The following is a 21,222-nucleotide window of genomic DNA, read 5'->3' as shown; positions in this document are numbered from 1 at the left end:
CAGTGCGCTCCGGGGCCGCGGAGTCCGCGCTTGACTGAGATGCCTGGCGCGCGCAATATATGCATATGCATTCGTTGTCTGAGACCACCGCTCCGGCGCCCGACCGGCGCTTCCTCTTCCTGCTCGGCAGCACCCGCGCCGGCGGCAACACCGAGACGCTGGCCCGCCGCGCCGCCGAGCACCTGCCGGCCGGCGCCTCGCAGCGCTGGCTGCCGCTGGCCGACCTGGGGCTGCCCGCGTTCGAGGACCTGCGGCACGAGGGCGACGGCGGCTACGAGTCGCCCACCGGACCCGGCCGGACGCTGCTGGACGCGACGCTCGACGCCACCGACCTGGTGATCGCCTCGCCGCTGTACTGGTACTCGGTCTCCACCCTCACCAAGCACTACCTCGACCACTGGTCGGGCTGGATGCGGGTGCCCGGCGTGGACTTCCGCGCCCGGATGGCGGGCCGCACGCTGTGGGGCGTCACCGCGCTGGCCGGCGAGGACCCGGCCGACGCCGACGCGCTGGTGGGCACGCTCACCAAGACCGCGGCCTATATGCGGATGCCGTTCGGCGGGGTGCTGCTCGGCACCGGCAACCGGCCCGGCGACCTGCTCGGCGACACGGAGGCGCTGCTGCGCGCCCGTACCTTCTTCACCGCGGCCGACGCCGACGCCGAGCTGCGCGCGGGACTCGGCCGTGAGGCGCTTCTCACGCCGTGATGTCGCGGGAGGTGAAGCGGGCCCACGCCGCCGAGCCGAACACCGCCGCGTACAGCGCCTGGAGCCCGAGGTTCTTGCCGATGCCGCTCCACGGGACCGGGTCGCGCAGGATGTCGGCGAAGCTCAGCCAGTAGTGCGGGAACAGATACGGCTGCACGACGTGCAGCTGCGGGATGTTGTCCACGATCTGCACGGTGATCAGCAGCCCGACGGTGGCCGCCATCGCGCCGATGCCGCTGTCGGTGAGCGTCGAGATGAACAGGCCGAGCGCCCCGATACCCACCAGTGACGCCGCCACCAGCACGGCGATCAGCAGCGCACGCATGATGCCGTCGGACAGCGGGATGGTGGTGCCCGCCAGGGTCGTGACATCGCCGACCGGGAACAGGATGAAGCCGACGATCATCGCGGCCACCGCCACCACGAGCGTCGCCGCCACGCAGAAGGCCAGCACGGACGCGTACTTGGCCAGCAGCAGCCGGGTGCGGCCGGCCGGGGCGACCAGCAGGTAGCGCAGGGTGCCGGAGCTGGCCTCGCCGGCGATCGAGTCGCCGGCCACCACGCCGATCGCCATCGGCAGGAAGAAAGGCAGGGTCGCGGCGAGCGAGGTGAAGGCGAGGAACAGGCCGTTGTTGCTGACCTGTTCGATGAACGCCGGGCCGCCTCCGTCGCCGCCGCCACCGCCGATCGAGCCGCCGCCCCGGGTCTCGATCCGGACCGCGATACCGACCAGGATCGGCACGCCGGCCAGCACGCCGAACAGTGCCAGGGTGCGGCCGCGCCGGAAGACGGTGACCAGCTCGGACCTGAACAGGCCGAGCGTCCACAGCAGTTGCGGCGACCGGGGCGGGGCGGGCGGCCCGGCGGGCGGCGGCGCGGCCGTCGTCGGCTCAGCCTGCGACATCGAAGCCCTCCCCGGTCAGTCTCACGAACGTGTCCTCAAGCGAGGCCCGCTCCATGCCGAAGCCGCGGACCCGGACGCCGGCCGCGACCAGGGCCGCGTTGACTTCGGCCAGATCCGGCGGGTCGGGGGGCAGCTCGCCGGTGACCCGCTGCCCGCTGGTGGCCAGCGAGGTGACGCCGTGCTCGGCCAGTACCCCGGTGGCCTTGGCCTGGTCGGGGGTGGTCACCACCAGCTGTCCGCGGGCGCCGGCCGACAGCTCCGCCACGGTGCCCTGGGTGATCAGCCGGCCGCGGGCCATCACGGCGGCGTGCGTGCAGACCTGCTCGATCTCGTCCAGCAGGTGCGAGGACAGGAAGACGGTGGTGCCGTCCGCCGACAGGTCCCTGATCAGCCCGCGGATCTCCCGCATGCCCTGCGGGTCCAGGCCGTTGGTCGGCTCGTCGAGCACCAGCAGCTCGCGCGGCTGGAGCAGCGCCGCCGCCAGCCCGAGCCGCTGCTTCATGCCGAGCGAATACGCCTTGGCCTTCTTCTCCGCCGCCGCCGCGAGCCCGACCCGGTCGAGCGCCGAACCGACCCGCGCACCACGGGTGCGCGGGTCGGCGGTCGGGTCGGCGGCGTCGAACCGCAGCAGGTTGTCCCGGCCGGACAGGAAGCCGTAGAGCGCCGGGCCCTCGATCAGCGCGCCCACCTTGGGCAGCACCGACCTGGACGAGCGGGGCATCGGCGCGCCAAGCACCCGGGCGGTGCCCGCGGTCGGCACGATCAGGCCCATCAGCATCCGGATGGTGGTGGTCTTGCCGGAGCCGTTGGGCCCGAGGAAGCCGAACACGCTGCCGCGCGGCACCGACAGGTCGATGCCGTCCACGGCGAGCGTGCCGCGGTAGCGCTTGGCCAGCCCCCGGGTCTCGATCACCACGTCCCCCCGCGCGGCGCCGGCGGCCGGCTCTGCCATCCCCGGGCTACTTCGCGGCGCTGTTCGCGGCGTCGGTCAGCGCGGACTGGGTGACCGCCCCGACGTACACCGTGCCGTTGTCGGTCATCAGCACATTGACCAGCCGGGTGTGGAAGACCGTCCCGGAGCCGAACGCGCCGCTGACCTTGTCGCCGAAGCCGCTCAGCAGCGACTGCGGGTCCTTGCCACCGGGGTGGTTGCCGGCGTTGGACGGCAGGCCCTTGGGGGTCTTGATCACGGCGATCGCATCCCAGCCCTTGCCGATGACGGTCGGCTCGGCGCCGGCCTTCATCGCGGACTGCCCGTCGGCCGACATCCGGTGCTGCCCGTCGGTGGACGAGCCGGACGACTGCGACTTCGCCAGGTCGCCGCCCTCGGTGACCTTCACCCCCTTGGGCGGGGTGAAGTTGAAGGTGCTCGCGGCCGGCTTGTCGAAGCTGACCTTGGTGAAGCCGATGTCCACAATGGCCTTGCCGCCGCCCTTGGGCGTCAGGGTGAACTTCAGCGGCACCCCGGTCTTGGAGTCCACCGCGATCCGGAACGAGCCGACCGTGGTGACGTCCGCGTGCTGCGGGGTGACCAGCAGCTCGTACGCCTTGTGGCCGGCCACCTGGGCGGTGCCGTCCACGGTGATCGACGCGTTGCCCTTGGCCGCCTTCAGCACCTGCTGGGCGGCGGCCTGCGGGGTGGCGGGGAAGTCCTCGGGCAGCTTCTGCGGCGCGCTCTTGGCGCCCTGCTGCGGGACCGTGGCGTGGTACGCCTGGTTGGAGGCGCTGTCGTAGGCCCACACCTGGCCGCCGTTGTGGATGATGCTGTACTCGGCGGTCGGCTGGATGATCGACACCTTCTGCCGGTCCTGGCCGTCGGCCGCGACATGCAGGGTGTGGGTGCCGGCCAGCAACTGGACGAGCTGCGACTGCGGGGCCGCCGGCGAGTCCTTGCCCGAGCCGGACTTGCCCTGGCTCGGCGCCGCCCCGCCGCTGAACAGGCCGCTGGTCGCGCCGCTGGAGAACACGTCGGGCAGCCCGAGATCGGCCTTGAACCGTACCGAGCCGTCCACCGTCTGGGTGTCGGACGCGGCGATCTTCGTCAGCAACTGCTCCGCGGTGATCGAGGGCAGCGACGGGTCGCCGGTGTCCGCGAGCGCCGGCACGAGGGTGATGGTGGCCGCCGCCACCCCCGCCACCGCGACGGGCACCACGAAGCGCATGGCGCGCCGGCCGCCCCTGCCACCGCCTGGTTCGTCCGTCTCCTCGTACCGTGCCGGTTGGATCCGTGCCATTGCGTCCCTACCTCCGTCTAGCGGCGGTCCACTGCCTCGCACTCGTCCACTCCCCAGGCCATTGTCGCCCGGTCCGCCGTGAAGTGGTGTCTCCATCCCACCAAATCGGCCGACGCCGCACATCAGCCGCCGGACCCAATCGAGCGTACGCCGCGGGGATGACAAACCCCGAGTACGTACTCGGGTCGGCGTACGACCACGGCGAGTTCACCGCTCACCGGCACCAGATGCCGGCCGTTCGGCCGCCGGCGGCCGGCCGCGTCAGCCGAGGGACGCCTGCCCCGGCACCCCGCGGTCAGCCCGCGCGGTGCACCACCGCGTCGCACAGCCCGGCCAGCGCCCGCTTGGCCGGGATGTCCGGCAGCGGCGCCAGCGCGGCGCGCGCCTCCTCGGCGTAGCGCAGCGTGTCGCGGCGGGCCTCGGCCAGCGCCGGGTGGGCGCGCAGCAGTTGCAGCGCCTCGGCGTGCAGCGCGTCGTCGGTGAGGTCGCCGTCCAGCAGTTCGTTGAGCCTGCGGTCGTCGGCCGACTCGGCCGGCCCTTGCGCGTGCCAGCGGCGGACGTGCAGCACCGGCAGCGTCGGGATGCCCTCGCGCAGGTCGGTGCCCGGGGTCTTGCCCGACTCGTGGCTGTCGCTGGCGATGTCGAGCACGTCGTCGGCGAGCTGGAAGGCGGCGCCGATCCGCTCGCCGTACTGGGTCAGGGTGCTGACCGTCGCCTCGGGGGCGCCGGACATCATCGCGCCGAACCGTCCGGACACCGCCATCAGCGAGCTGGTCTTGCCCGCGATGACCTCCAGGTAGTGGTCCAGCGGGTCGCGGTCGTCGCGCGGGCCGACGGTCTCCATGATCTGGCCGGTGATCAGCCGCTCGAACGCCTCGGCCTGCACCCGGACCGCCTCGGGGCCGAGGTCGGCCAGGATGTGCGAGGCGCGGGAGAACAGGAAGTCCCCGGTCAGCACGGCCACCGAGTTGCCCCAGCGGGTGTTGGCGCTGGTGACGCCGCGGCGGACGTCGGCCTCGTCCATCACGTCGTCGTGGTACAGCGTGGCGAGGTGGGTCAGCTCGACCACCACGGCCGCGGGCACCACACCGGGCGCGTGCGGGTCGCCGAACTGCGCCCCGAGCAGCACCAGCAGCGGCCGGAAGCGCTTGCCGCCGGCCTCCAGCAGGTGCTTGGCGGTGTCGGTGATGAACGGCACGTCGCTCTTGGTGGCCGACAGCAGGCCCTCCTCGACGGCCGCGAGACCGGCCTGGACATCGGCATCGAGGGTGGCGTCCCACACGCTCAGCCCGAAGGGCCCGACGACGGTCACGAGGGGTACTCCTGTCGCTGTACGGATGCTCGGACGGTGGCGCTGTACGGCACTGACGTGGTGCTCGTTCGCGGTGACTGGTCGCTTTGCCTACACGGGCAGCGTAGCCGGTCGCCCATGGATCACCGCCGGGGCATCGCCCTATGCCGGGGTGGCCGCCGGCCGCCGCCCCGGGCCGTCCTCGGTGACGCGTCGTATGATGCCGATTACGTGGTTCGGGTGGATATGTGCCACCCAAATGAGTGGATGGCCGTTTTCACATGGTTGACCAGGGAGTGTTCAGCATTCCGTAAGACGATCGCACTTCAAGGTCACCTAGACTCGCCAAAGCAACATGTGACATGTCCTCGCTTCGGGGTAAAGCCCCCACAGATGAGAGGAGGTGGACCGATGGCAGCCGACCTACGGGGCCCACAAGGCCCAGGGGATCTACGGCATCTTCCGCACCTGGCGGAGGATGAGGCCGAGGCCCATGTACGCGGTGTCTGCTTCAAGACCGGCCCGCCCGCACGGACCGGTGTGGAACTGGAGTGGCTGGTTCAGCGGCGCTCCGATCCCCGATCACTGATACCCCCCGACCGGCTCGACGCGGTACTCGCGCCGGTCGAGGCCCCCGGCGCACTCCCCCGGGGCAGCAGACTCACCCGCGAGCCGGGTGGGCAGGTGGAGCTCAGCTCCCCGCCCGCCGGCACCCTCGCCGCCTGCGTCACCGCGATGGCGGCGGATCTCGCGGTGCTCCGGCAGGCGATGGACGAGGCCGGATACGTGCTCGTCGGGCGCGGCCTCGATCCGTACCGCGATCCCCCGCGCATACTGGATCATCCCCGCTACCGGGCGATGGAGACCTTCTTCGACCGCGACGGCCCCTGGGGCCGCACGATGATGCGCCGTACCGCCGCCCTCCAGGTCAACCTGGACGCGGGCGACGATTCGGAGGGCGTCTCCGGTTACCGTTTCCGCTGGCGGCTGGCCCATCGGATCGGGCCGGTGCTGGTGGCGGCGTTCGCCAACTCACCCCTCCAGGGCGGCCGGCCCACCGGCTGGCTGTCCACCCGGCAGGCCAACTGGTCCCTGATGGACCCCGGCCGCACCAGGCACCCCCGGCATGACGAGGACCCGCGGGCCGCCTGGGCCGACTACGCGCTGGACGCCCGGCTGCTGTGCCTCAGACCCGACGGCGCCGGCTCCGACGGTGCTGTCAGTGGCCCACCGGGCGGCACCGATTCCGCACGTCCCGACTGGTCCGCTCCCCCGGGGCTGACCTTCCGCGACTGGCTGCGCGGCCGCGCCCCCGGCATCAGGCCGCCGACCGTGGACGATCTGGACTACCACCTGAGCACGCTCTTCCCGCCGATCCGGCCGCGTGGCTGGCTGGAGCTGCGGATGACCGACGCCCAGGACGGTGACGACTGGATCGTCGCGACCGTGCTGACCGCGATCCTGCTGGACGATCCGGTCGCCGCGGCCACCGCCCACGCCGCCACCGAGGCGCTGTGCCGGGACGGCGAGCCGCTGCCGTCCCACGACGTCTGGCGGCGCGCCGCCCGGATCGGCCCGGCCGACCCGGAGCTCGGCAAGGCGGTGCGTGCCTGCTTCGCGGCGGCGGAGAGCGCGCTCGCCCGTACCGGGGCGCCCGCCGCGCTCCGGCAGGCGGTGGCGGGATTCGCCGAGCGCTACGCCGAACGAGGCCGATGTCCGGCCCACGACCAGTTGGACGCGCTGAGCCGCGTCTGACCTGCTGACCTTCGGAAGGCATGTTGTGACTCACCCGCACAGCGGATCCGAAAGCACTGCCCGCGATCCGTTCACTCCTGACTCTTCTGCCACTCCTCTCACTCCCCTCACTTACGACGCGGCGGATACGGCCGCGGCGAGCGATCCGGGGTCGGTTTCCGGCCATAACGAGGGCGGGGCTGAGGCCGGGTCCGGGGCTCCCGGGACCGGCGCCGGGGCCCGGGCTGACGGGCCCGCGCTCGCCGCGAAGGCCCGGGCCGCCCTGGAGACCGCCCGGCGGCGGACCATGGCCCTGACCGACAGCGTGGACGACACCGACCTGGTCGCCCAGCACTCGCCGCTGATGTCCCCGCTGGTCTGGGACCTCGCCCACATCGCCAACCAGGAAGAGCTGTGGCTGGTCCGCGAGGCCGGCGGCCGGCCGGGCCTGCGCCCCGACCTGGACCACCTCTACGACGCCTTCCAGCACCCGCGCGCCGACCGCCCCGCGCTGCCGCTGCTCGGCCCCGCCGAGGCCCGCGCGTACGTGTCCGCCGTCCGCGAGCAGACCCTCGACGTGCTGGCCGGCACCGACACCGACCCGGGTCGGCCGGAGCGGCTGCTCGCGGGAGCGTTCGTCTTCGGCATGCTCGCCCAGCACGAGCAGCAGCACGACGAGACGATGCTCGCCACCCACCAGCTGCGGCAGGGCCCGCCGGTGCTCGACGCCCCCGAGCCGCCGCGCGCGCCCGCCGACGCGGCCGACCTGCCGGCCGAAGTCCTGGTCCCCGGCGGCCCGTTCACCATGGGCACCAGCGACGAGCCGTGGGCGCTGGACAACGAGCGGCCCGAACACCGGGTGGACGTCAGCGCGTTCTGGCTGGACACCGTGCCGGTCACCAACGGCGCCTACCAGCGGTTCATCGCCGCCGGCGGCTACCAGGACCCGGCCTGGTGGACCCCCGAGGGCTGGCGGCACGTGACCGGGACCGGCCTGAGCGCACCGGAGTTCTGGCAGCGCGACGGCGACACCTGGACCAGGCGCAGGTTCGGCCACGTCGAGCAGGTGCCGGCCGACGAGCCGGTGCTGCACGTGTGCTGGTACGAGGCCGACGCGTACGCCCGCTGGGCCGGCCGGCGGCTGCCGACCGAGCCCGAGTGGGAGAAGGCCGCCCGGCACGACCCGGCCACCGGCCGCTCCCGGCGCTACCCGTGGGGCGACGCCGACCCGGGCCCCGAGCACGCCAACCTCGGCCACCGGCACCTGCGTCCGGCGCCCGCGGGCAGCTACCCGGCCGGCGCCGCGCCTTGCGGGGCCCGGCAGTTGATGGGCGACGTCTGGGAGTGGACGGCGTCGGACTTCAGCCCGTACCCGGGCTTCGAGCCGTTCCCGTACAAGGAGTACTCGGAGGTCTTCTTCGGCCCCGACTACAAGGTGCTGCGCGGTGGCGCGTTCGGGGTCGGCGACGTCGCCGGCCGCGGCACGTTCCGCAACTGGGACTACCCGATCCGCCGCCAGATCTTCGCCGGCTTCCGCACCGCGCGGGACGCCGCCCCGGAGGACGGCGGTTCGGCCTGATGTGCCGCCATCTCGCGTACGTGGGACCGCCGTTGCGGCTCGCCCAGCTGCTCACCGAGCCGCCACGGGGCCTGTACGAGCAGTCCTGGCAGCCGCGCCGGCAGCGGCACGGCACCGTCAACGCGGACGGTTTCGGGGTGGGTTGGTACCCGCTCGCCGACCCCGCGCAGCCGGACGGGGACAGCGGGGAGGCCGGCGACGCCGGCCACCCGGTGCCGGCCCGCTACCGGCGGGCGGTGCCGGTCTGGGCCGACGCCAACTTCGCCGAACTGGCCGGCGCCATCCGCAGCGGCGCCGTGCTGGCCGCGGTGCGGTCGGCGACCGAGGGCACCAGCCCCGACGAGTCGGCGGCGGCCCCCTACCGGGACGGCCGCTGGCTGTTCAGCCACAACGGGGCCGTCGCGGACTGGACCCGGCTGCCCACCGGCCTCAGCCCCGCCGAGCTGCTCGCGCTCGAAGCGCGCTGCGACTCCGCGGTGCTGTGGGCGATGGCGGCCGGCCGGCTGCGGCGCGGCGAGTCGCCGGGCGGCGCGCTGGCCGCCGTGGTCAGGGAGGTCGCCGCGGTGCGGCCGGCCGCCCGGCTCAACCTGCTGCTCACCGACGGCCGCACCATCGCGGCCACCGCCTGGGGCGACACCCTCTGGTATCGCGCCGGCCCGGGCCACGTGACGGTCGCCTCGGAGCCGGACGACGCTCCCGGGCAGTGGCACGAGGTGCCCGACCGCTCACTGCTGCTCGCCACCGCCCAAGGAGTACGGATCATCCCGCTGCGCCCGCCCGCGGCGCCGCGCCCGCACCACCACCAGGCATCGGAGGACCCGCTTCCCATGACGCCCCAGAGCCGCTTCACCCTCGAAGACCGGTTGCCCGCCGACTACTTCAGCAACGCGCTGCACGCCGACGTGACCCGCGGCCTCGGCGGCACCCCGCGCACCCTGCCGCCCAAGTGGTTCTACGACAAGCGCGGCAGCGACCTGTTCGAGCAGATCACCCGGCTGCCCGAGTACTACCCGACCCGCGCCGAGCAGGAGATTCTGACCCGGCGCGCCCCGGAGATCGCCGCGCTGACCCGGGCGAGCACCCTGGTCGAGCTGGGCTCGGGCTCGTCCCGCAAGACCCGGCTGCTGCTCGACGCGCTCACCGCCGGCGGCAGCCTGGTGCGCTACGCGCCGCTGGACGTCAGCGCGTCCGCGCTGGAGGAGGCCGGCGAGGCGATCAGGCGGGACTACCCGGGCCTCGAAGTGACCGCCACGGTCGCGGACTTCGAGACCGACCTCGCGCTGTCCGACGAGCCCGGGCCGCGCCTGCTCGCCTTCCTCGGCAGCACCATCGGCAACTTCGACGCGGCGCAGCGGCAGACCTTCTACCGCACCCTGAGCCTGGCGCTGAGCAGCGACGACGTGCTGCTGCTCGGCGCCGACCTGGTCAAGGACCCCGAGGTGCTGGTCCGCGCCTACGACGACAGCCAGGGCGTCACCGCCGAGTTCAACAAGAACGTGCTGTACGTGCTGAACCGCGAACTCGGCGCGGACTTCGACCCGGAGGCGTTCGACCACGTCGCCGTCTGGAACGCGGACGAGGAGCGGATCGAGATGCGGCTGCGCGCCAAGGTCGCGCAGACCGTGAAGGTCCCCGACCTCGACCTGACGGTGGAGTTCGCCGCGGGCGAGGACCTGCGCACGGAGCTGTCCTGCAAGTTCCGCCGCGAGACGCTGACCCGCGAGCTGTACGAGGGCGGCTTCACGGTCCGCGACTGGTGGACCGACCCGGCCTCCCGGTTCGCCCTCCTGCTGGCGGTCCCAAACTAGCCGCCCGCGACGCCGGCCGGCCGGGTCTCCCTCCGGCCGCGGCGAGCAGCCGCGAGATCCGCCCGGTCGGCTAGGGTCTTTCCCCAGCCGCCCCACCCGGCCCACCAGAACGGCCGGCCCCTGACGCACTGCGGGCGCTGGGGGCCGGTCCCGGTCAGGCGGTCTCGTCGGGGGGCGGGGGCCCGGGCAGTTCCCCGGCCAGCCGGACCGCCTCGGCGATGCTGCGGGTCAGCGGGTGGTCCGCGCCCAACGCCTGCTCGCTGACCGCGCGGGCTTCGGCGAGGTCGTCGGCGATGCGGGGGTCAGCCCGGCCGAGCCTGAACCGGGCCCGGTGGAGCACGCCGAGCAGGGTTTCGAGTGCGGGGCCCCCCGGCTGGGAGCCGTCCTCCACATACGCGTGCAGCGTCGCGGGCGACAGCCTGACGAACGCGTCCAGGCCGGCCTCGATCGCGCCGGCCGCCAGCGAGATCCGGGTGTAGCGGTCCTCGCTGGCCCAGTGCACCTGCCCGCCGGACAGCGCCCGCTGGCCCCACTCCACCGCGCCCGCCGGATCGCCGTGCCAGCGCAGGAAGTCGGCTACGCCGAGGAAGAGTTCGGACATCGGCCCGGTGTCGTCCGCCGGGCTGACAGACCCGGCCAGCGCGGCGACGTGGCGCAGCAGCGGCCGCGCGACGGCCTCGTCCTGCCGGAACACCGCCGTGAGGGCCTCGACGGCCAGTTCGGGGTCGGTGGTGGCCGGATTGGGGCGGGCGTCCGCACCGGTGCCGTGGCCCGCGGGATCGCGCAGATCGGCGTGGACGGTGACCCGTTCGGACTCGGCGTCCACCACGGCCATCCCGGCGTCCGCCAGTTCGTCCAGCGCCGACGTCAACTCCTCCTCGGTCGCGACGAGGGGCCGCAGCAGGAAGAACGGGACGGCGTCCGCGAACCACGGCAGCGCGGCGAGGACTCGCCCGGCAGCCGATTCGGGCGGGAAGCGGCGGATCCCGGCCCCGCGGTCCGGTGGCGGGCCGACCCGGAGGACCGGACACGGCCAGTCCGCGTCGCCGTCGGGGCCGTCGGGGCCATCGGGGCCGTCGGGGCCGTCGGGGCCGTCGGGGCCGTCGGGCAGCGTGAACAACACCTGGCCGGAACCGAGTTCGAGCAGCCGGGCCGCCAGCGGATCCGCCGGACTCCGCACACCGTCCAGGACGACCAGCCAGCCGACGTGGGCACTCAGCCATTTCAGCGGAGGTGCCTCGGACCTCGCGCCCCAGGCCAGCCGCTCGCCGTCGCTGAGCAGTTCGGCGCTCATCAGTGCGGACAGGTCGGCCAGGAAGTCGTCGGCGGTCTCCGCCTTTATCCACCAGACGACCGAGTAGTCCGCCCTCCGCCGGGCGGCGAACCCCGCCGCGACCGTCGCTGCGCCGCGGCCGACGAGCGCCCGGGCGCCGTAGACCGTGCGCGGCCCCGCGATGTCGGCGGTCAACTGCCACAGCCCGTTCTGCTCGTCGTCGCTCCACGGCTCCGGGGCCGGGTCCGGGACCCTGGCCGCCAGCCAGTCGAGCGGCAGCGGCCAGGTGTCCCAGTTGCGCGACCAGGTGCGGTTACGGGGCCGCGGGGCAGGTGGCGGCTCGCCCAGCAGCGCGCGGAACTGCTCGTCCGCTTCGAGGTCCGCGACGGGCAGCACATACGGGCTGTCAGCACGGTTTCCGCCATCGAAGAAGCGGTCGGTCACCAGACCGCAGAGCCGTGAGCGCGCGAAGACCGCCGCGCCCTCCCAGCGCGCGGTGGGCGGCAGCGCCCGGGCCCGCAGCCAGAGGCGGCTTCCGCCGTCGGTGGCGGGCCGAACGTCGATGAGATTCCCCTCGATCACCGCAGGGTCCTCGTGGAGCATCGGGGCGCCGGCCGGGGCGGATTCCGCGGGACCCGCCGATTGCGGGTCCGACCGCTCGTGCGCGTAGCCGATCGTCTGGGGGACGGAGTCCCCGTCGATCCGCTCCAGGCGCACGGCCGGGACCGGCGGCGGACTCCACTGCGGATCCGAGATGCGCAGCAGCAGCGCGCCGCCGCCCCACCAGACGGGGTCGGCGGTGTACCAGCCGCCCGTGCCGCCGGCGCCGGTCGCACCGCCAAGTCTCCGGTGCACGCGCACGGCGCAGACGGGGACGGCGGGCTGACCCGGCCGGTGGTCCAGGAAGTACGTCGCCGTGGTGAGGACGACGCGCGGCGCGACCAGGTAGCCGCTGGACAGCCAGTTCTCCCCGCTGGAGACCAACGGCCGGACGCCGACCACGTACTCGACGGCCGGGTGCTCATAGCTCCACAGCGCGGAGCCGCCGTCCGCAGCCGTCGGGGCCCGCGACGCGTCGGGCGCCTCGGGAGCGGTCACCGTCTCCGATCCGTCTCGCGCCGGGAGCTGCGCGAACGGCGCCGCCTGCGGCGGCAGTTCGAGGGTGCCGGTACGGGAGGCGAGCAGCGCGGGGAAGTCGTGGGTGCGGCCCAGGCGGGGCACGATGAAGTCGCTCACCGCGTCGATCGTGGCCTGCGCGTCGGTGGACAGCACCACCGTCCGCAGCAGTGGGCGGACTTCGGGGTCGAAGCCGAAGACGTCGAGGTCGCCGAGCGGGCGCTCCACCCGCATCAGGCCGCTGAGCAGCACCTCCGACAGGCAGGACAGGCTGGAGCCGGGCAGCGCGGCCGACTGCACGACCCGCATCACCGGCAGCGTCAGCGGATCGACGGCGGCGAGGTGGCCGGCCAGTTCGTACGCCTCGGGGCTCACGGTCTCCTGGAAGGCGAGCAGCCGCTGCTCCGGTGCGGCCTCCGCCGACGGCACCTCGGGCCGCGCGGCGGCCGGCGGCGGCGCGGCCGCGTCGATCACCCGGAGGGTGGCCGTACCGCCTTCGGAGGCGGCCAGGGCGGCCCACGGGCGGATTGACCAGCCGCTCAACTCCACGACCGGAACGGGCAGTTCGATCCGCGGTGCGAGCCTCGCGGGCAAGTGCGGGTCGTAGGCGCGCAGTTGGTGGTTGCGCGGCACCGGCCCGCTGCTGCGTACCCGCATCGGGCGGGCGGCCAGCGCGGTGCCTGCCCACAGCCGGACCGGCAGCGGGTGGAGCACGGCGGTGTGGGCCTTGCGCGCCCAGCCGGCCAGGGCGCGCTGCGCGGCGCCGTCCCGCCAGGGCGGCCCGACCCCGTCGGCGACCACCAGGACGACCGTGCGGTCGCCGTCCACCACCACCGTGTCCCGCACGCCGGTGCCGCCTCGCGGGTCGAACGCGCAGCGGCGCACGCTGCGGAAGAAGCCGGAGGTGGAGAGCAGCCGGTCGAGTTCGGCGACGGTGTCCTGCCAGACGCGCATCGACAGGCAGTCGTCCACGGCCAGGACGAGGTCGAGCCAGCGGGCCCGCTGCGGGCGCAGCACCACCTCCAGCCGGCCGCCGCTGTCCGCGGTGGCCGCGGCGGTGGCGGCCTCGTCCAGCTCGTGGCGGTGCGGCGAGGAGACCCGGCGCCCCAGCGGGCGCAGCGCGCGGGTCACCGACAGCGCGTTCGGCAGCCCGTGAACCGCCGGAACCCGTACGGGAGTCGCGGCGTCGCCGGGTGTCGACCCGGTCAGCGCGTAGAGCGGCTGCCGGCCTCCGGGCGGCGGTACGGGGGCAGGGGGGATCGGGGGTGCGGGGTCCCTCGCGGGGCCGGGATCGGGGCCGGGACCTGGCGGTGGGCCGAACGGCGGCTCGGCCCGCGGCGGTTGCACCGGCCTCGCGGCCGACTCCGCTGCGCGCGGCGGCGGTTGCCAGATCCGCTCCCGCGGCTCCCGGCGGCTGTCGTCCGCGAGCGCGAGCCACAGCGCGTCGGCGGTCTCCTCCGCCGTGAACTCGACCCCGGCTTCGGCCAGTACGGTCAGCAGCCGACCGATCCCGCCGACGCGAGCGGCGGAGCCGCCGCTACCGTCCTCCCCCGTCCCGGAGTTCACGCAGCACCGCCTCCCGCAGGTGCCGGGCGTCCGGCTGGATGCCCTGCTGGAGGAGGTGGACGGCGTGCAGCAGCTGGTCGGTGGCCAGGCCGCCGAGGTCGCGGTGGACGGTGAACGTCTCGATCAGCGCCTTGACCCGCGTCCAGTCCGCGTCCAGTCCGGCGAGGTCCGGGCCGGCGAAGTGGGCGCGGACGATCTCTTCCAGCTTGCGCGGCCCCGGGTCGGGCAGTTCGAGCCGGACGCAGCGGCGCAGGAAGGCCGGCGGGAACTCGCGTTCGCCGTTGCTGGTGATGACGACGAACGGGAAGTCCGCGCAGCGCACGACGCCTCGGTGCAGCGTCACCCGCTCCCTTGAGCCCTCGGTGAGGACCGGCACCCGCGCCTGGCTCTCCGGCAGCCGGGCCAGTTCGGGGATGCTGAACTCGCCCTCCTCCAGGACGTGCAGCAGGTCGTTGGGCAGATCGACGTCGCTCTTGTCGAGTTCGTCGATCAGCAGCAGCCGGGGCCGGTCCTGGTGCCGGGTGGCGAGCGCGGTGCCGAGCGGGCCGAGGCGGACGTAACTGCCCACCGTGTCACCGTCGTCGGCCCCGCCCGCCTGGTTCCTTGGGTCCGCCTGGTTCCCCGGTGCCGCCTCCTCGGCCTTCGCGCCGGGCGCCCGGCCCTCGCGCAGCCGTCCGATCGCGTCGTACCGGTACAGCGCGTCGGTCAGCGTGGAGCGGGTGTTGACCGGCCACACCAGCACCGGACCGAGGCCGAGTTCGTCGGCGACGGCGTGCGCGAGCGAGGTCTTTCCGGTGCCGGGGTTGCCGGTGACCAGCAGCGGACGGCGCAGCCGCAGCGCGGCGTTGACGACCTCGACCTGCTCGGCGCCGATCAGGTAGGGCCGCCGGGTCCTGCCGCCGGGGACGGCCGGGGCACGCCGCCAGGGCGGCGGCTGCGGCAGCGGCACGTCGTCGGGCCAGTGCTCGCCGGTGCCGCGGAAGAGCCGCTCCGGCCGGCCGGGGGCGCCTGGGGCCGTCGCACTCACGCGGCACCGCCTTTCGAGGTGGGTTCGGTCAGCCGCGCCCTGCGGGGGTCCCAGCGCGGGTCCTCCCACAGCAGCGCGAGGTGGGCGCCGAGGTGCTGCTCGTCGGCGCGAGCCTTGACACGGTGTCTGCGGACGCCCTCGCGCAGCGTGCTCGGCCAGTCCTCGCCGGCCAGTTCGAGCAGGGTGCCGGCGTCGTCCGCGGCGAGTTCGAGCAGGGCGCCGGCGTCCTCGGCGGCCACCCGCTTCCGCTGCCAGAGCACCACGGGGACGCCGTAGTGCCGGCAGACCCTGACCATCGCGTCGATGTCGTCCGGCGGGCAGGCGGCGATCACGAAGGCGGCGTCCAGGTCCGTGCCGAGCAGGTCGTCGGCGCTGTCCACGTCGTCGAGCACGCTGGCCGCGGCGCCCCGGCACCCCCAGCGGCGCTCCCACCAGCCGCGGGCCGGCGGCTCCTGGCCGCGCAGCACCACGAACCTGTCGACTCCCAGCGGGCGCGGGCCGAGCAGCCTGGTGGGGATCTGCCAGCGGTCGATGGGCAGCCCGAACGAGCCGTCCTCCAGCAGGAACTCGACGCCCGCGTTCTCGCCGTGGTCGGCGAGCATGGCCACCGCGTCGGCCAGTTCGCGGCACAACTGCTCGTGCCCGCGCGGCTCGTCGACCGCCGTCCAGCACTCCACCGGGCGGTCGTCGCCGTCGTAGAGCCGGATGTCGTAGGTGTAGGCGTCCGGCCTGCCGCAGTCGCGCAGCCACACCCGGACCACCGGGCGGCCCGCGCCCTGGTCGCCGGCCCCGGCGCCGGCCCTCGCCCTGGCTCTGGCCAGTGCCCTGACCTGGTCGAGCGCGCCGCCCCGCACCCGCAGCCGGTCCGCGACCCGGGTGCTCCACTCGCGCAACTCGTCCCCGTCGTCCGGGCGTTGTACGGCGATCTCCTCGACCACCTGGAGCAGCGGCGGCATCACGCCGGGCTCCGACTGGCGGTTCTCCAGGCAGTCGATGAACGCCGCGGCGTCGGGCAGCCTGTCGGCGCGCAGCGGCAGGTAGGGCACGGCGGCGCGGGCGGCGGCCAGCAGCCGGCTCATCGGCAGCACGGACAGCATCCCGCACAGCTCCGCGTGATCGGCGGGGGCGAGCAGCCGGAGCGGGCAGGCACGGGCGGCGAGGTCCGCGAGCCGGGCGGACGCGGCGGTCGGACCGCGCTCCTCGGCGTCACGGAAGGCGTCACGGAAGGCGTCGCGCAGCGCGGGAAGGCCGCGCGGGTCGGCGAGTGCGGCCGAGGCCGCCTCCTCCGGGTCGTACGGGCCCGGCGGCAGCCGGAGCATGCGCAGCAGCCGGGCCAGGCCGGCGGTGTACCGGTCCTGCGGTAACGCGTCGAGTGTCTCGGTGAGTTGGCGGTGCAGCCGGGCCCGCCGCGGGTCCCGCGGGGCCTCGCCGCGGCCGGCGGGCAGCGGGAGCCCGGCCCGGACGAGGAGTTGGCGTACGGCGGCGGGCCCGATCGCGTAGTACCGGCGCACGTCGGGCTCGACGCTGACCACGATGCCGGCCAGGCTGCGGGTGGCCGAACTCCACAGCGGGCCGCCGCTGTAGCCGGGGCCGACCGCGAGCCACGCGTTGCGCGGGTCGAGCAGCAGCCACGGGCCGATGACCTTCTGCACGACGACGTCCACCGCGGACCGGCCGTCGCCGTCGGCGTACCAGGCCCACAGCGTGCTGTTCAGCTCCGCGTCCGCCAGCCGCACCGGGGTGACGGCCGGCGCCTGCGCGGGCAGCCGCAGCAGGGCCAGGTCGCCGTCCCAGCCGTGGCCCTGCCCCGGGTTCGCCGACGGCGGCAGCCAGCAGGCGAGTTCGGGCCGGTACGGCTGCGGGCCGCAGTCCGGCAGGGTCAGCGAGACGGCGGCCAGGTCGTCCGAAGTCGGTGCGGCGGCGGCCATCTTGTCCCGGCCGAGAGCGGCGTTCAGCACGTGGGCGCAGGTCAGTACGTGGCCGTCGGCGATCACCACGCCCGCGCCGACCGGATGCGGGGCGCCGGCGGCGGCGACCGAGACCCAGGCGCGGCGCACGGGGGCGTCCGGGTCGGCGATCACGGTGCGGCTGTCGGGGGCGCGGGCGGCAGCTTCCAGGTGGCCGAGACGGTGAAGGACGCTTCGCCGCCGTGCGCCACGATGCCCAGGTTGAGGTCGTCGGTGATCTTGACGGCGAGCTCGACGCTGACGGATTCTGGCGGCGGTTGGACGGCGGAGACGGTGGTGTGCACGCTTTCGAGTACCGGGACGAGGGGGCGGAGCACCTGCCGGAGGGCGCTTCCGGCGGCCCGGGTGATCCGGCCGCCGCCGGCCACGGGGACGAGTTGCCCGCGCGGGGCGGTGTCGGTTGTGCCGCGCGGCTCGGCGAAGACCTCGAGCAGCACTTTATGACCGTCGTCGAACGTGAACTCCACGTAGTCCCCCATATCCACGAGAGTGCCAGAACTCCCGCCCTGGGGTCCCCCGTTCCCCCGATTGCACCCGTGCAGGACGCGCCCCGGCAAGGTATGCGCCCCGTAGGGGCGCGGGGAACTGCGCGACCAGCCCCCACCGACCGGTGGCCGGGAAACGACAGCAACTGCCCCTCTGGGGGCGGTAGTGAGGCGCGCCACCGTCGTGGCTTGTCGCGCAGTTCCCCGCGCCCCTGATGATGCCGGGGCGCCCGGCTCCCCCTGCGGAGGGGGGACCGGGCGCCGGGGGAAAGCCGGGGCTAACGGACGAAGACGCCCGCCTTGTCGGCCAGGTCCAGGAAGTACTGGGGGGCCAGGCCCAGGACCAGGGTGACGGCGACGCCGATCGCGATGGCCACCGATGTGAGGGGGCTGGGGACGGCCACCGAGGGGCCGTCCGGCTTCGGCTCGCTGAAGAACATCAGCACGATCACGCGGACATAGAAGAACGCGGCGATCGCCGACGAGATCACACCCACGATCACCAGCGGCATCGCCCCGCCCTGCGCCGCCGCCTTGAACACCGCGAACTTCCCCGCGAACCCTGAGGTCAGCGGGATGCCGGCGAAGGCGAGCAGGAAGACCGCGAAGACCGCCGCGACCAGCGGCGAGCGGCGGCCGAGGCCGGCCCAGCGGGAGAGGTGGGTGGCCTCGCCGTTGCCGTCGCGGACCAGGGTGACCACGGCGAACGCGCCGAGCGTCACGAAGGAGTACGCGCCGAGGTAGAACAGCACGGAGGACACGCCGTCCGGGCTGGTGGCGATGACACCGGCCAGGATGAACCCGGCGTGCGCGACCGAGGAGTACGCGAGCAGCCGCTTGACGTCGGTCTGGGTGACCGCGATCACCGCGCCGATCACCATCGTGACGATGGCGATGCCCCACATGACCGGCCGCCAGTCCCACCGCATGCCGGGCAGCACCACGTACAGCAGCCGCAGCAGCGCGCCGAACGCGGCCACCTTGGTCGCGGCGGCCATGAAGCCGGTGACCGGGGTGGGCGCGCCCTGGTAGACGTCGGGCGTCCACATGTGGAAGGGCACCGCGCCGACCTTGAACAGCAGCCCGACGCCGACCATCGCCATGCCGATCAGCAGCAGCGCGTCGTTGCCGGTGGTGGAGGCGAGCGCCGGCGTCATCTGCGCGGTGCCGTCGATCACCGACGAGATGCCGGAGTAGGTGACGGTGCCGGAGTAGCCGTAGAGCAGCGCGATGCCGAACAGCAGGAAGGCCGACGAGAAGGCGCCGAGCAGGAAGTACTTGACGGCGGCTTCCTGCGACATCAGCCGGTTGCGGCGGGCCAGCGCGCACAGGATGTACAGCGGCAGCGAGAAGACCTCGAGGGCGACGAACAGCGTCAGCAGGTCGTTGGCGGCTGGGAAGACCAGCATGCCGCCGACCGCGAACATCAGCAGCGGGAAGACCTCGGTGGTGGTGAAGCCGGCCCTGACCGCGGCCTTCTCCTGGTCACCGCCGGGCACCGCGGAGCCCTGCGCGGCGAACGAGTCGACGTGCAGGCCGTGCGCCTTGGGGTCGAGCCGGCGTTCGGCGAAGGTGAACACCGCCACGATCGACACCAGCAGGATCGTGCCCTGGAGGAAGAGCGCGGGACCGTCCACCGCGACCGCGCCCATCGCCGCGATGTGCGCCTTGCTGCCGCCGTAGCCCTTCTCGGCCAGCGCCACCACCGCGGCGAACGCGGCGGCCAGCCCCAGCACGGCGAGCACGACCTGCGCCATGTACCGCTGCCGGCGCGGCAGGAACGCCTCGAACAGGATGCCGACCATCGCCACCCCGAACACGATGAGCACCGGGGAGAGTTGGGCGTATTCGATATGCGGTGCGGGGATCTTGTCCACGGCGGGCGCCGCCGTTGTCCACAGGCTGTGGACCGCGGGCCCGGTTTCCGGTGCGCTCACTTCTTCGCCTCCAGCGCGGGCTTGGGGTCGGTCTTGTGCACGTCGGAGAGCGTGTGCTTGACCGACGGGTTGACGATGTCCGTCACCGGCTTGGGATACACGCCGAGGAAGAGCAGCAGTGCGATCAGCGGTGCCACGACCAGGACTTCACGGACCTTGAGGTCCGCCATCCCCTCGATGCCGGCCTTGACCGGGCCGGTCATGGTGCGCTGGTAGAGCACCAGGACGTACAGCGCGGCCAGCACGATGCCGACCGTCGCGATGATCCCCAGCACCGGGTAGCGGCTGAACGTGCCGACCAGGACGAGGAACTCACTGACGAAGGGCGCGAGCCCCGGCAGCGAGAGGGTGGCGAGGCCGCCGATCAGGAAGGTGCCCGCCAGGACCGGCGCCACCTTCTGCACACCGCCGAAGTCGGAGATCATCCGCGAGCCGCGCCGGGAGATCAGGAAGCCGGCCACCAGCATCAACGCGGCCGTGGAGATGCCGTGGTTGACCATGTAGAGGGTGGCGCCGCTCTGCCCCTGGCTGGTCATCGCGAAGATGCCCATGATGATGAAGCCGAAGTGCGAGATCGAGGCGAACGCGATCAGCCGCTTGATGTCCCGCTGGCCGACCGCGAGCAGCGCGCCGTAGATGATGCCGATCACCGCGAGCACCAGGATCACCGGCGTGGCCCACTTGGACGCCTCGGGGAACAGCTGGAGGCAGTAGCGCAGCATCGCGAACGTGCCGACCTTGTCCACCACGGCGGTGATCAGGACGGCCACCGGCGCGGTGGACTCGCCCATCGCGTTGGGCAGCCAGGTGTGCAGCGGCCACAGCGGGGCCTTCACCGCGAAGGCGAAGAAGAAGCCGAGGAACAGCCAGCGTTCGGTGCCGGTGGCCAGGTCGAGCTTGCCCGAGGCCCGCGCCGCCAGGATCTCCTGGAGCGAGAAGGTGCCGGTGCCCAGCTGCTTGGCGGTGGCCGCGTACAGGCCGATCACCGCGGCCAGCATGATCAGCCCGCCGGCCAGGTTGTACAGCAGGAACTTCACTGCCGCGTACGACCGTTGGCGGGCCGCCTCCTCCTCGCCCGCGGCGTGCGCGCGGTCGCCGAAGCCGCCGATGAGGAAGTACATCGGGATCAGCATGGCTTCGAAGAAGATGTAGAAGAGGAAGACGTCGGTGGCCTCGAACGAGATCACCACCATCGCCTCGACCAGCAGGATCAGTGCGAAGAAGCCCTGCGTGGGCCGCCAGCGGCGGTTGGGGTTGACGTCCTCAAGAGGATCGGCGTCGTGCCAGCCGGCCAGCATCACGAACGGGATCAGCAGCGCGGTCAGCGCGACCAGCGCCACCGCGATGCCGTCGACCCCCAGGTCGTAGCGCAGCCCGAAGTCCTTGATCCAGGCGTGCGACTCGGTCAGCTGGTAGCGGTCGCCGCCCGGGTCGAACCTGACCAGGTCGATCGCCGCGAAAACGAGCGTCGCCAGCGAGAACAGCAGCGCCGTGTACTTCGCCGCCTTGCGCTGGGCCGCCGGCACCGCCGCGGTGACGACGGCGCCGACCGCGGGCAGCGCGGCGGTGACGGTGAGGAGGGGAAAGGACATGA

At 73.6% G+C, this 21,222-nt stretch carries 14 protein-coding genes and 1 pseudogene; 5 read left to right on the top strand and 10 right to left on the bottom strand.

Annotation, left to right across the window (positions count from 1 at the left end; translation table 11 throughout):
• The first annotated feature begins 65 nt into the window (after nt 1-65).
• Nucleotides 66-707 (top strand): flavodoxin family protein, encoded by a 642-nt coding sequence (locus ACQPW6_RS23965; protein WP_433891733.1) that lies wholly within the window; start codon nt 66-68, stop codon nt 705-707.
• Here ACQPW6_RS23965 and ACQPW6_RS23960 read toward each other — a convergent pair.
• The 4 genes from ACQPW6_RS23960 to ACQPW6_RS23945 all read right to left on the bottom strand — a co-directional run bounded on the left by ACQPW6_RS23960 (nt 697) and on the right by ACQPW6_RS23945 (nt 5,157).
• On the bottom strand, nt 697-1,611 hold the full coding sequence (locus tag ACQPW6_RS23960) for an ABC transporter permease (protein WP_433891732.1): 915 nt from the start codon (nt 1,609-1,611) through the stop codon (nt 697-699). The genes ACQPW6_RS23965 and ACQPW6_RS23960 overlap by 11 nt on opposite strands.
• Complete coding sequence (locus tag ACQPW6_RS23955) at nt 1,598-2,563, bottom strand: ATP-binding cassette domain-containing protein (protein WP_433891731.1); 966 nt, start codon at nt 2,561-2,563, stop codon at nt 1,598-1,600. The genes ACQPW6_RS23960 and ACQPW6_RS23955 overlap by 14 nt, the downstream gene beginning before the upstream one ends.
• Before the next feature lie 7 nt (nt 2,564-2,570).
• Entirely contained in the window at nt 2,571-3,845 is a 1,275-nt protein-coding gene (locus tag ACQPW6_RS23950; RefSeq protein ID WP_433891730.1) for a LolA family protein, read from the bottom strand.
• A gap of 295 nt (nt 3,846-4,140) precedes the next feature.
• The gene (locus ACQPW6_RS23945) at nt 4,141-5,157 is read right to left on the bottom strand and encodes a polyprenyl synthetase family protein (protein WP_433891729.1); all 1,017 of its coding nucleotides are present in this window, start codon (nt 5,155-5,157) and stop codon (nt 4,141-4,143) included.
• Between the two features lie 372 nt (nt 5,158-5,529).
• On the opposite strand from ACQPW6_RS23945, the gene egtA reads away from it, so the two are divergent.
• The 4 genes and pseudogenes from egtA (at nt 5,530) to egtD (ending at nt 10,257) form a co-directional block, all read left to right on the top strand.
• A complete protein-coding gene (gene egtA, locus ACQPW6_RS23940; RefSeq protein WP_433891728.1) occupies nt 5,530-6,891 on the top strand; it encodes an ergothioneine biosynthesis glutamate--cysteine ligase EgtA in 1,362 nt (453 codons plus the stop codon).
• A 286-nt stretch (nt 6,892-7,177) separates the two neighbouring features.
• Entirely contained in the window at nt 7,178-8,449 is a 1,272-nt protein-coding gene (gene egtB, locus ACQPW6_RS23935; protein ID WP_433891727.1) for an ergothioneine biosynthesis protein EgtB, read from the top strand.
• Nucleotides 8,449-9,159 (top strand): annotated as a pseudogene (gene egtC, locus ACQPW6_RS23930) (ergothioneine biosynthesis protein EgtC); the annotation flags it as partial. The gene egtB and the pseudogene egtC, both read left to right, overlap by 1 nt.
• Before the next feature lie 117 nt (nt 9,160-9,276).
• Nucleotides 9,277-10,257 carry an L-histidine N(alpha)-methyltransferase gene (egtD, locus tag ACQPW6_RS23925; protein ID WP_433894639.1) on the top strand — a complete coding sequence of 327 codons (981 nt, stop codon included), beginning with the start codon at nt 9,277-9,279 and terminating at the stop codon, nt 10,255-10,257.
• A 154-nt stretch (nt 10,258-10,411) separates the two neighbouring features.
• Here egtD and ACQPW6_RS23920 read toward each other — a convergent pair whose 3' ends face one another.
• The 6 genes from ACQPW6_RS23920 to ACQPW6_RS23895 form a co-directional block, all read right to left on the bottom strand.
• Complete coding sequence (locus ACQPW6_RS23920) at nt 10,412-14,212, bottom strand: SAV_2336 N-terminal domain-related protein (protein WP_433891726.1); 3,801 nt, start codon at nt 14,210-14,212, stop codon at nt 10,412-10,414.
• Nucleotides 14,184-15,239, bottom strand: coding sequence for an AAA family ATPase (locus tag ACQPW6_RS23915; protein ID WP_433891725.1), 1,056 nt, complete (start codon nt 15,237-15,239; stop codon nt 14,184-14,186). The genes ACQPW6_RS23920 and ACQPW6_RS23915 overlap by 29 nt, the downstream gene beginning before the upstream one ends.
• On the bottom strand, nt 15,236-17,320 hold the full coding sequence (locus ACQPW6_RS23910; RefSeq protein WP_433891724.1) for a trypsin-like peptidase domain-containing protein: 2,085 nt from the start codon (nt 17,318-17,320) through the stop codon (nt 15,236-15,238). Before ACQPW6_RS23910 ends, ACQPW6_RS23915 begins: the two co-directional genes overlap by 4 nt.
• On the bottom strand, nt 17,317-17,685 hold the full coding sequence (locus tag ACQPW6_RS23905) for a CU044_2847 family protein (protein WP_433891723.1): 369 nt from the start codon (nt 17,683-17,685) through the stop codon (nt 17,317-17,319). The genes ACQPW6_RS23910 and ACQPW6_RS23905 overlap by 4 nt, the downstream gene beginning before the upstream one ends.
• A 284-nt stretch (nt 17,686-17,969) precedes the next feature.
• Complete coding sequence (nuoN, locus tag ACQPW6_RS23900; protein WP_433891722.1) at nt 17,970-19,628, bottom strand: NADH-quinone oxidoreductase subunit NuoN; 1,659 nt, start codon at nt 19,626-19,628, stop codon at nt 17,970-17,972.
• Complete coding sequence (locus tag ACQPW6_RS23895) at nt 19,625-21,220, bottom strand: NADH-quinone oxidoreductase subunit M (RefSeq protein WP_433891721.1); 1,596 nt, start codon at nt 21,218-21,220, stop codon at nt 19,625-19,627. The genes nuoN and ACQPW6_RS23895 overlap by 4 nt, the downstream gene beginning before the upstream one ends.
• Between the last annotated feature and the right edge of the window lie 2 nt (nt 21,221-21,222).

It is taken from the genome of Streptomyces sp. CA-111067, assembly GCF_050956065.1.
Classification (GTDB): Bacteria; Actinomycetota; Actinomycetes; order Streptomycetales; family Streptomycetaceae; genus Actinacidiphila.
The sequence above is the reverse complement of the archived record's forward strand: the minus strand, read 5'-3'. Positions and strand labels throughout refer to the sequence as shown.

Bases quoted from the DNA above. Each gene is read 5' to 3' on its own strand.
- ACQPW6_RS23955 (WP_433891731.1), bottom strand. From the start codon at position 2,563: ATGGCAGAGCCGGCCGCCGGCGCCGCGCGGGGGGACGTGGTGATCGAG.
- ACQPW6_RS23960 (WP_433891732.1), bottom strand. From the start codon at position 1,611: ATGTCGCAGGCTGAGCCGACGACGGCCGCGCCGCCGCCCGCCGGGCCG.
- egtD (WP_433894639.1), top strand. From the start codon at position 9,277: ATGACGCCCCAGAGCCGCTTCACCCTCGAAGACCGGTTGCCCGCCGAC.
- egtB (WP_433891727.1), top strand. From the start codon at position 7,178: ATGGCCCTGACCGACAGCGTGGACGACACCGACCTGGTCGCCCAGCAC.
- ACQPW6_RS23905 (WP_433891723.1), bottom strand. From the start codon at position 17,685: ATGGGGGACTACGTGGAGTTCACGTTCGACGACGGTCATAAAGTGCTG.
- egtA (WP_433891728.1), top strand. From the start codon at position 5,530: ATGAGAGGAGGTGGACCGATGGCAGCCGACCTACGGGGCCCACAAGGC.
- ACQPW6_RS23950 (WP_433891730.1), bottom strand. From the start codon at position 3,845: ATGGCACGGATCCAACCGGCACGGTACGAGGAGACGGACGAACCAGGC.
- ACQPW6_RS23895 (WP_433891721.1), bottom strand. From the start codon at position 21,220: ATGTCCTTTCCCCTCCTCACCGTCACCGCCGCGCTGCCCGCGGTCGGC.
- ACQPW6_RS23965 (WP_433891733.1), top strand. From the start codon at position 66: ATGCATTCGTTGTCTGAGACCACCGCTCCGGCGCCCGACCGGCGCTTC.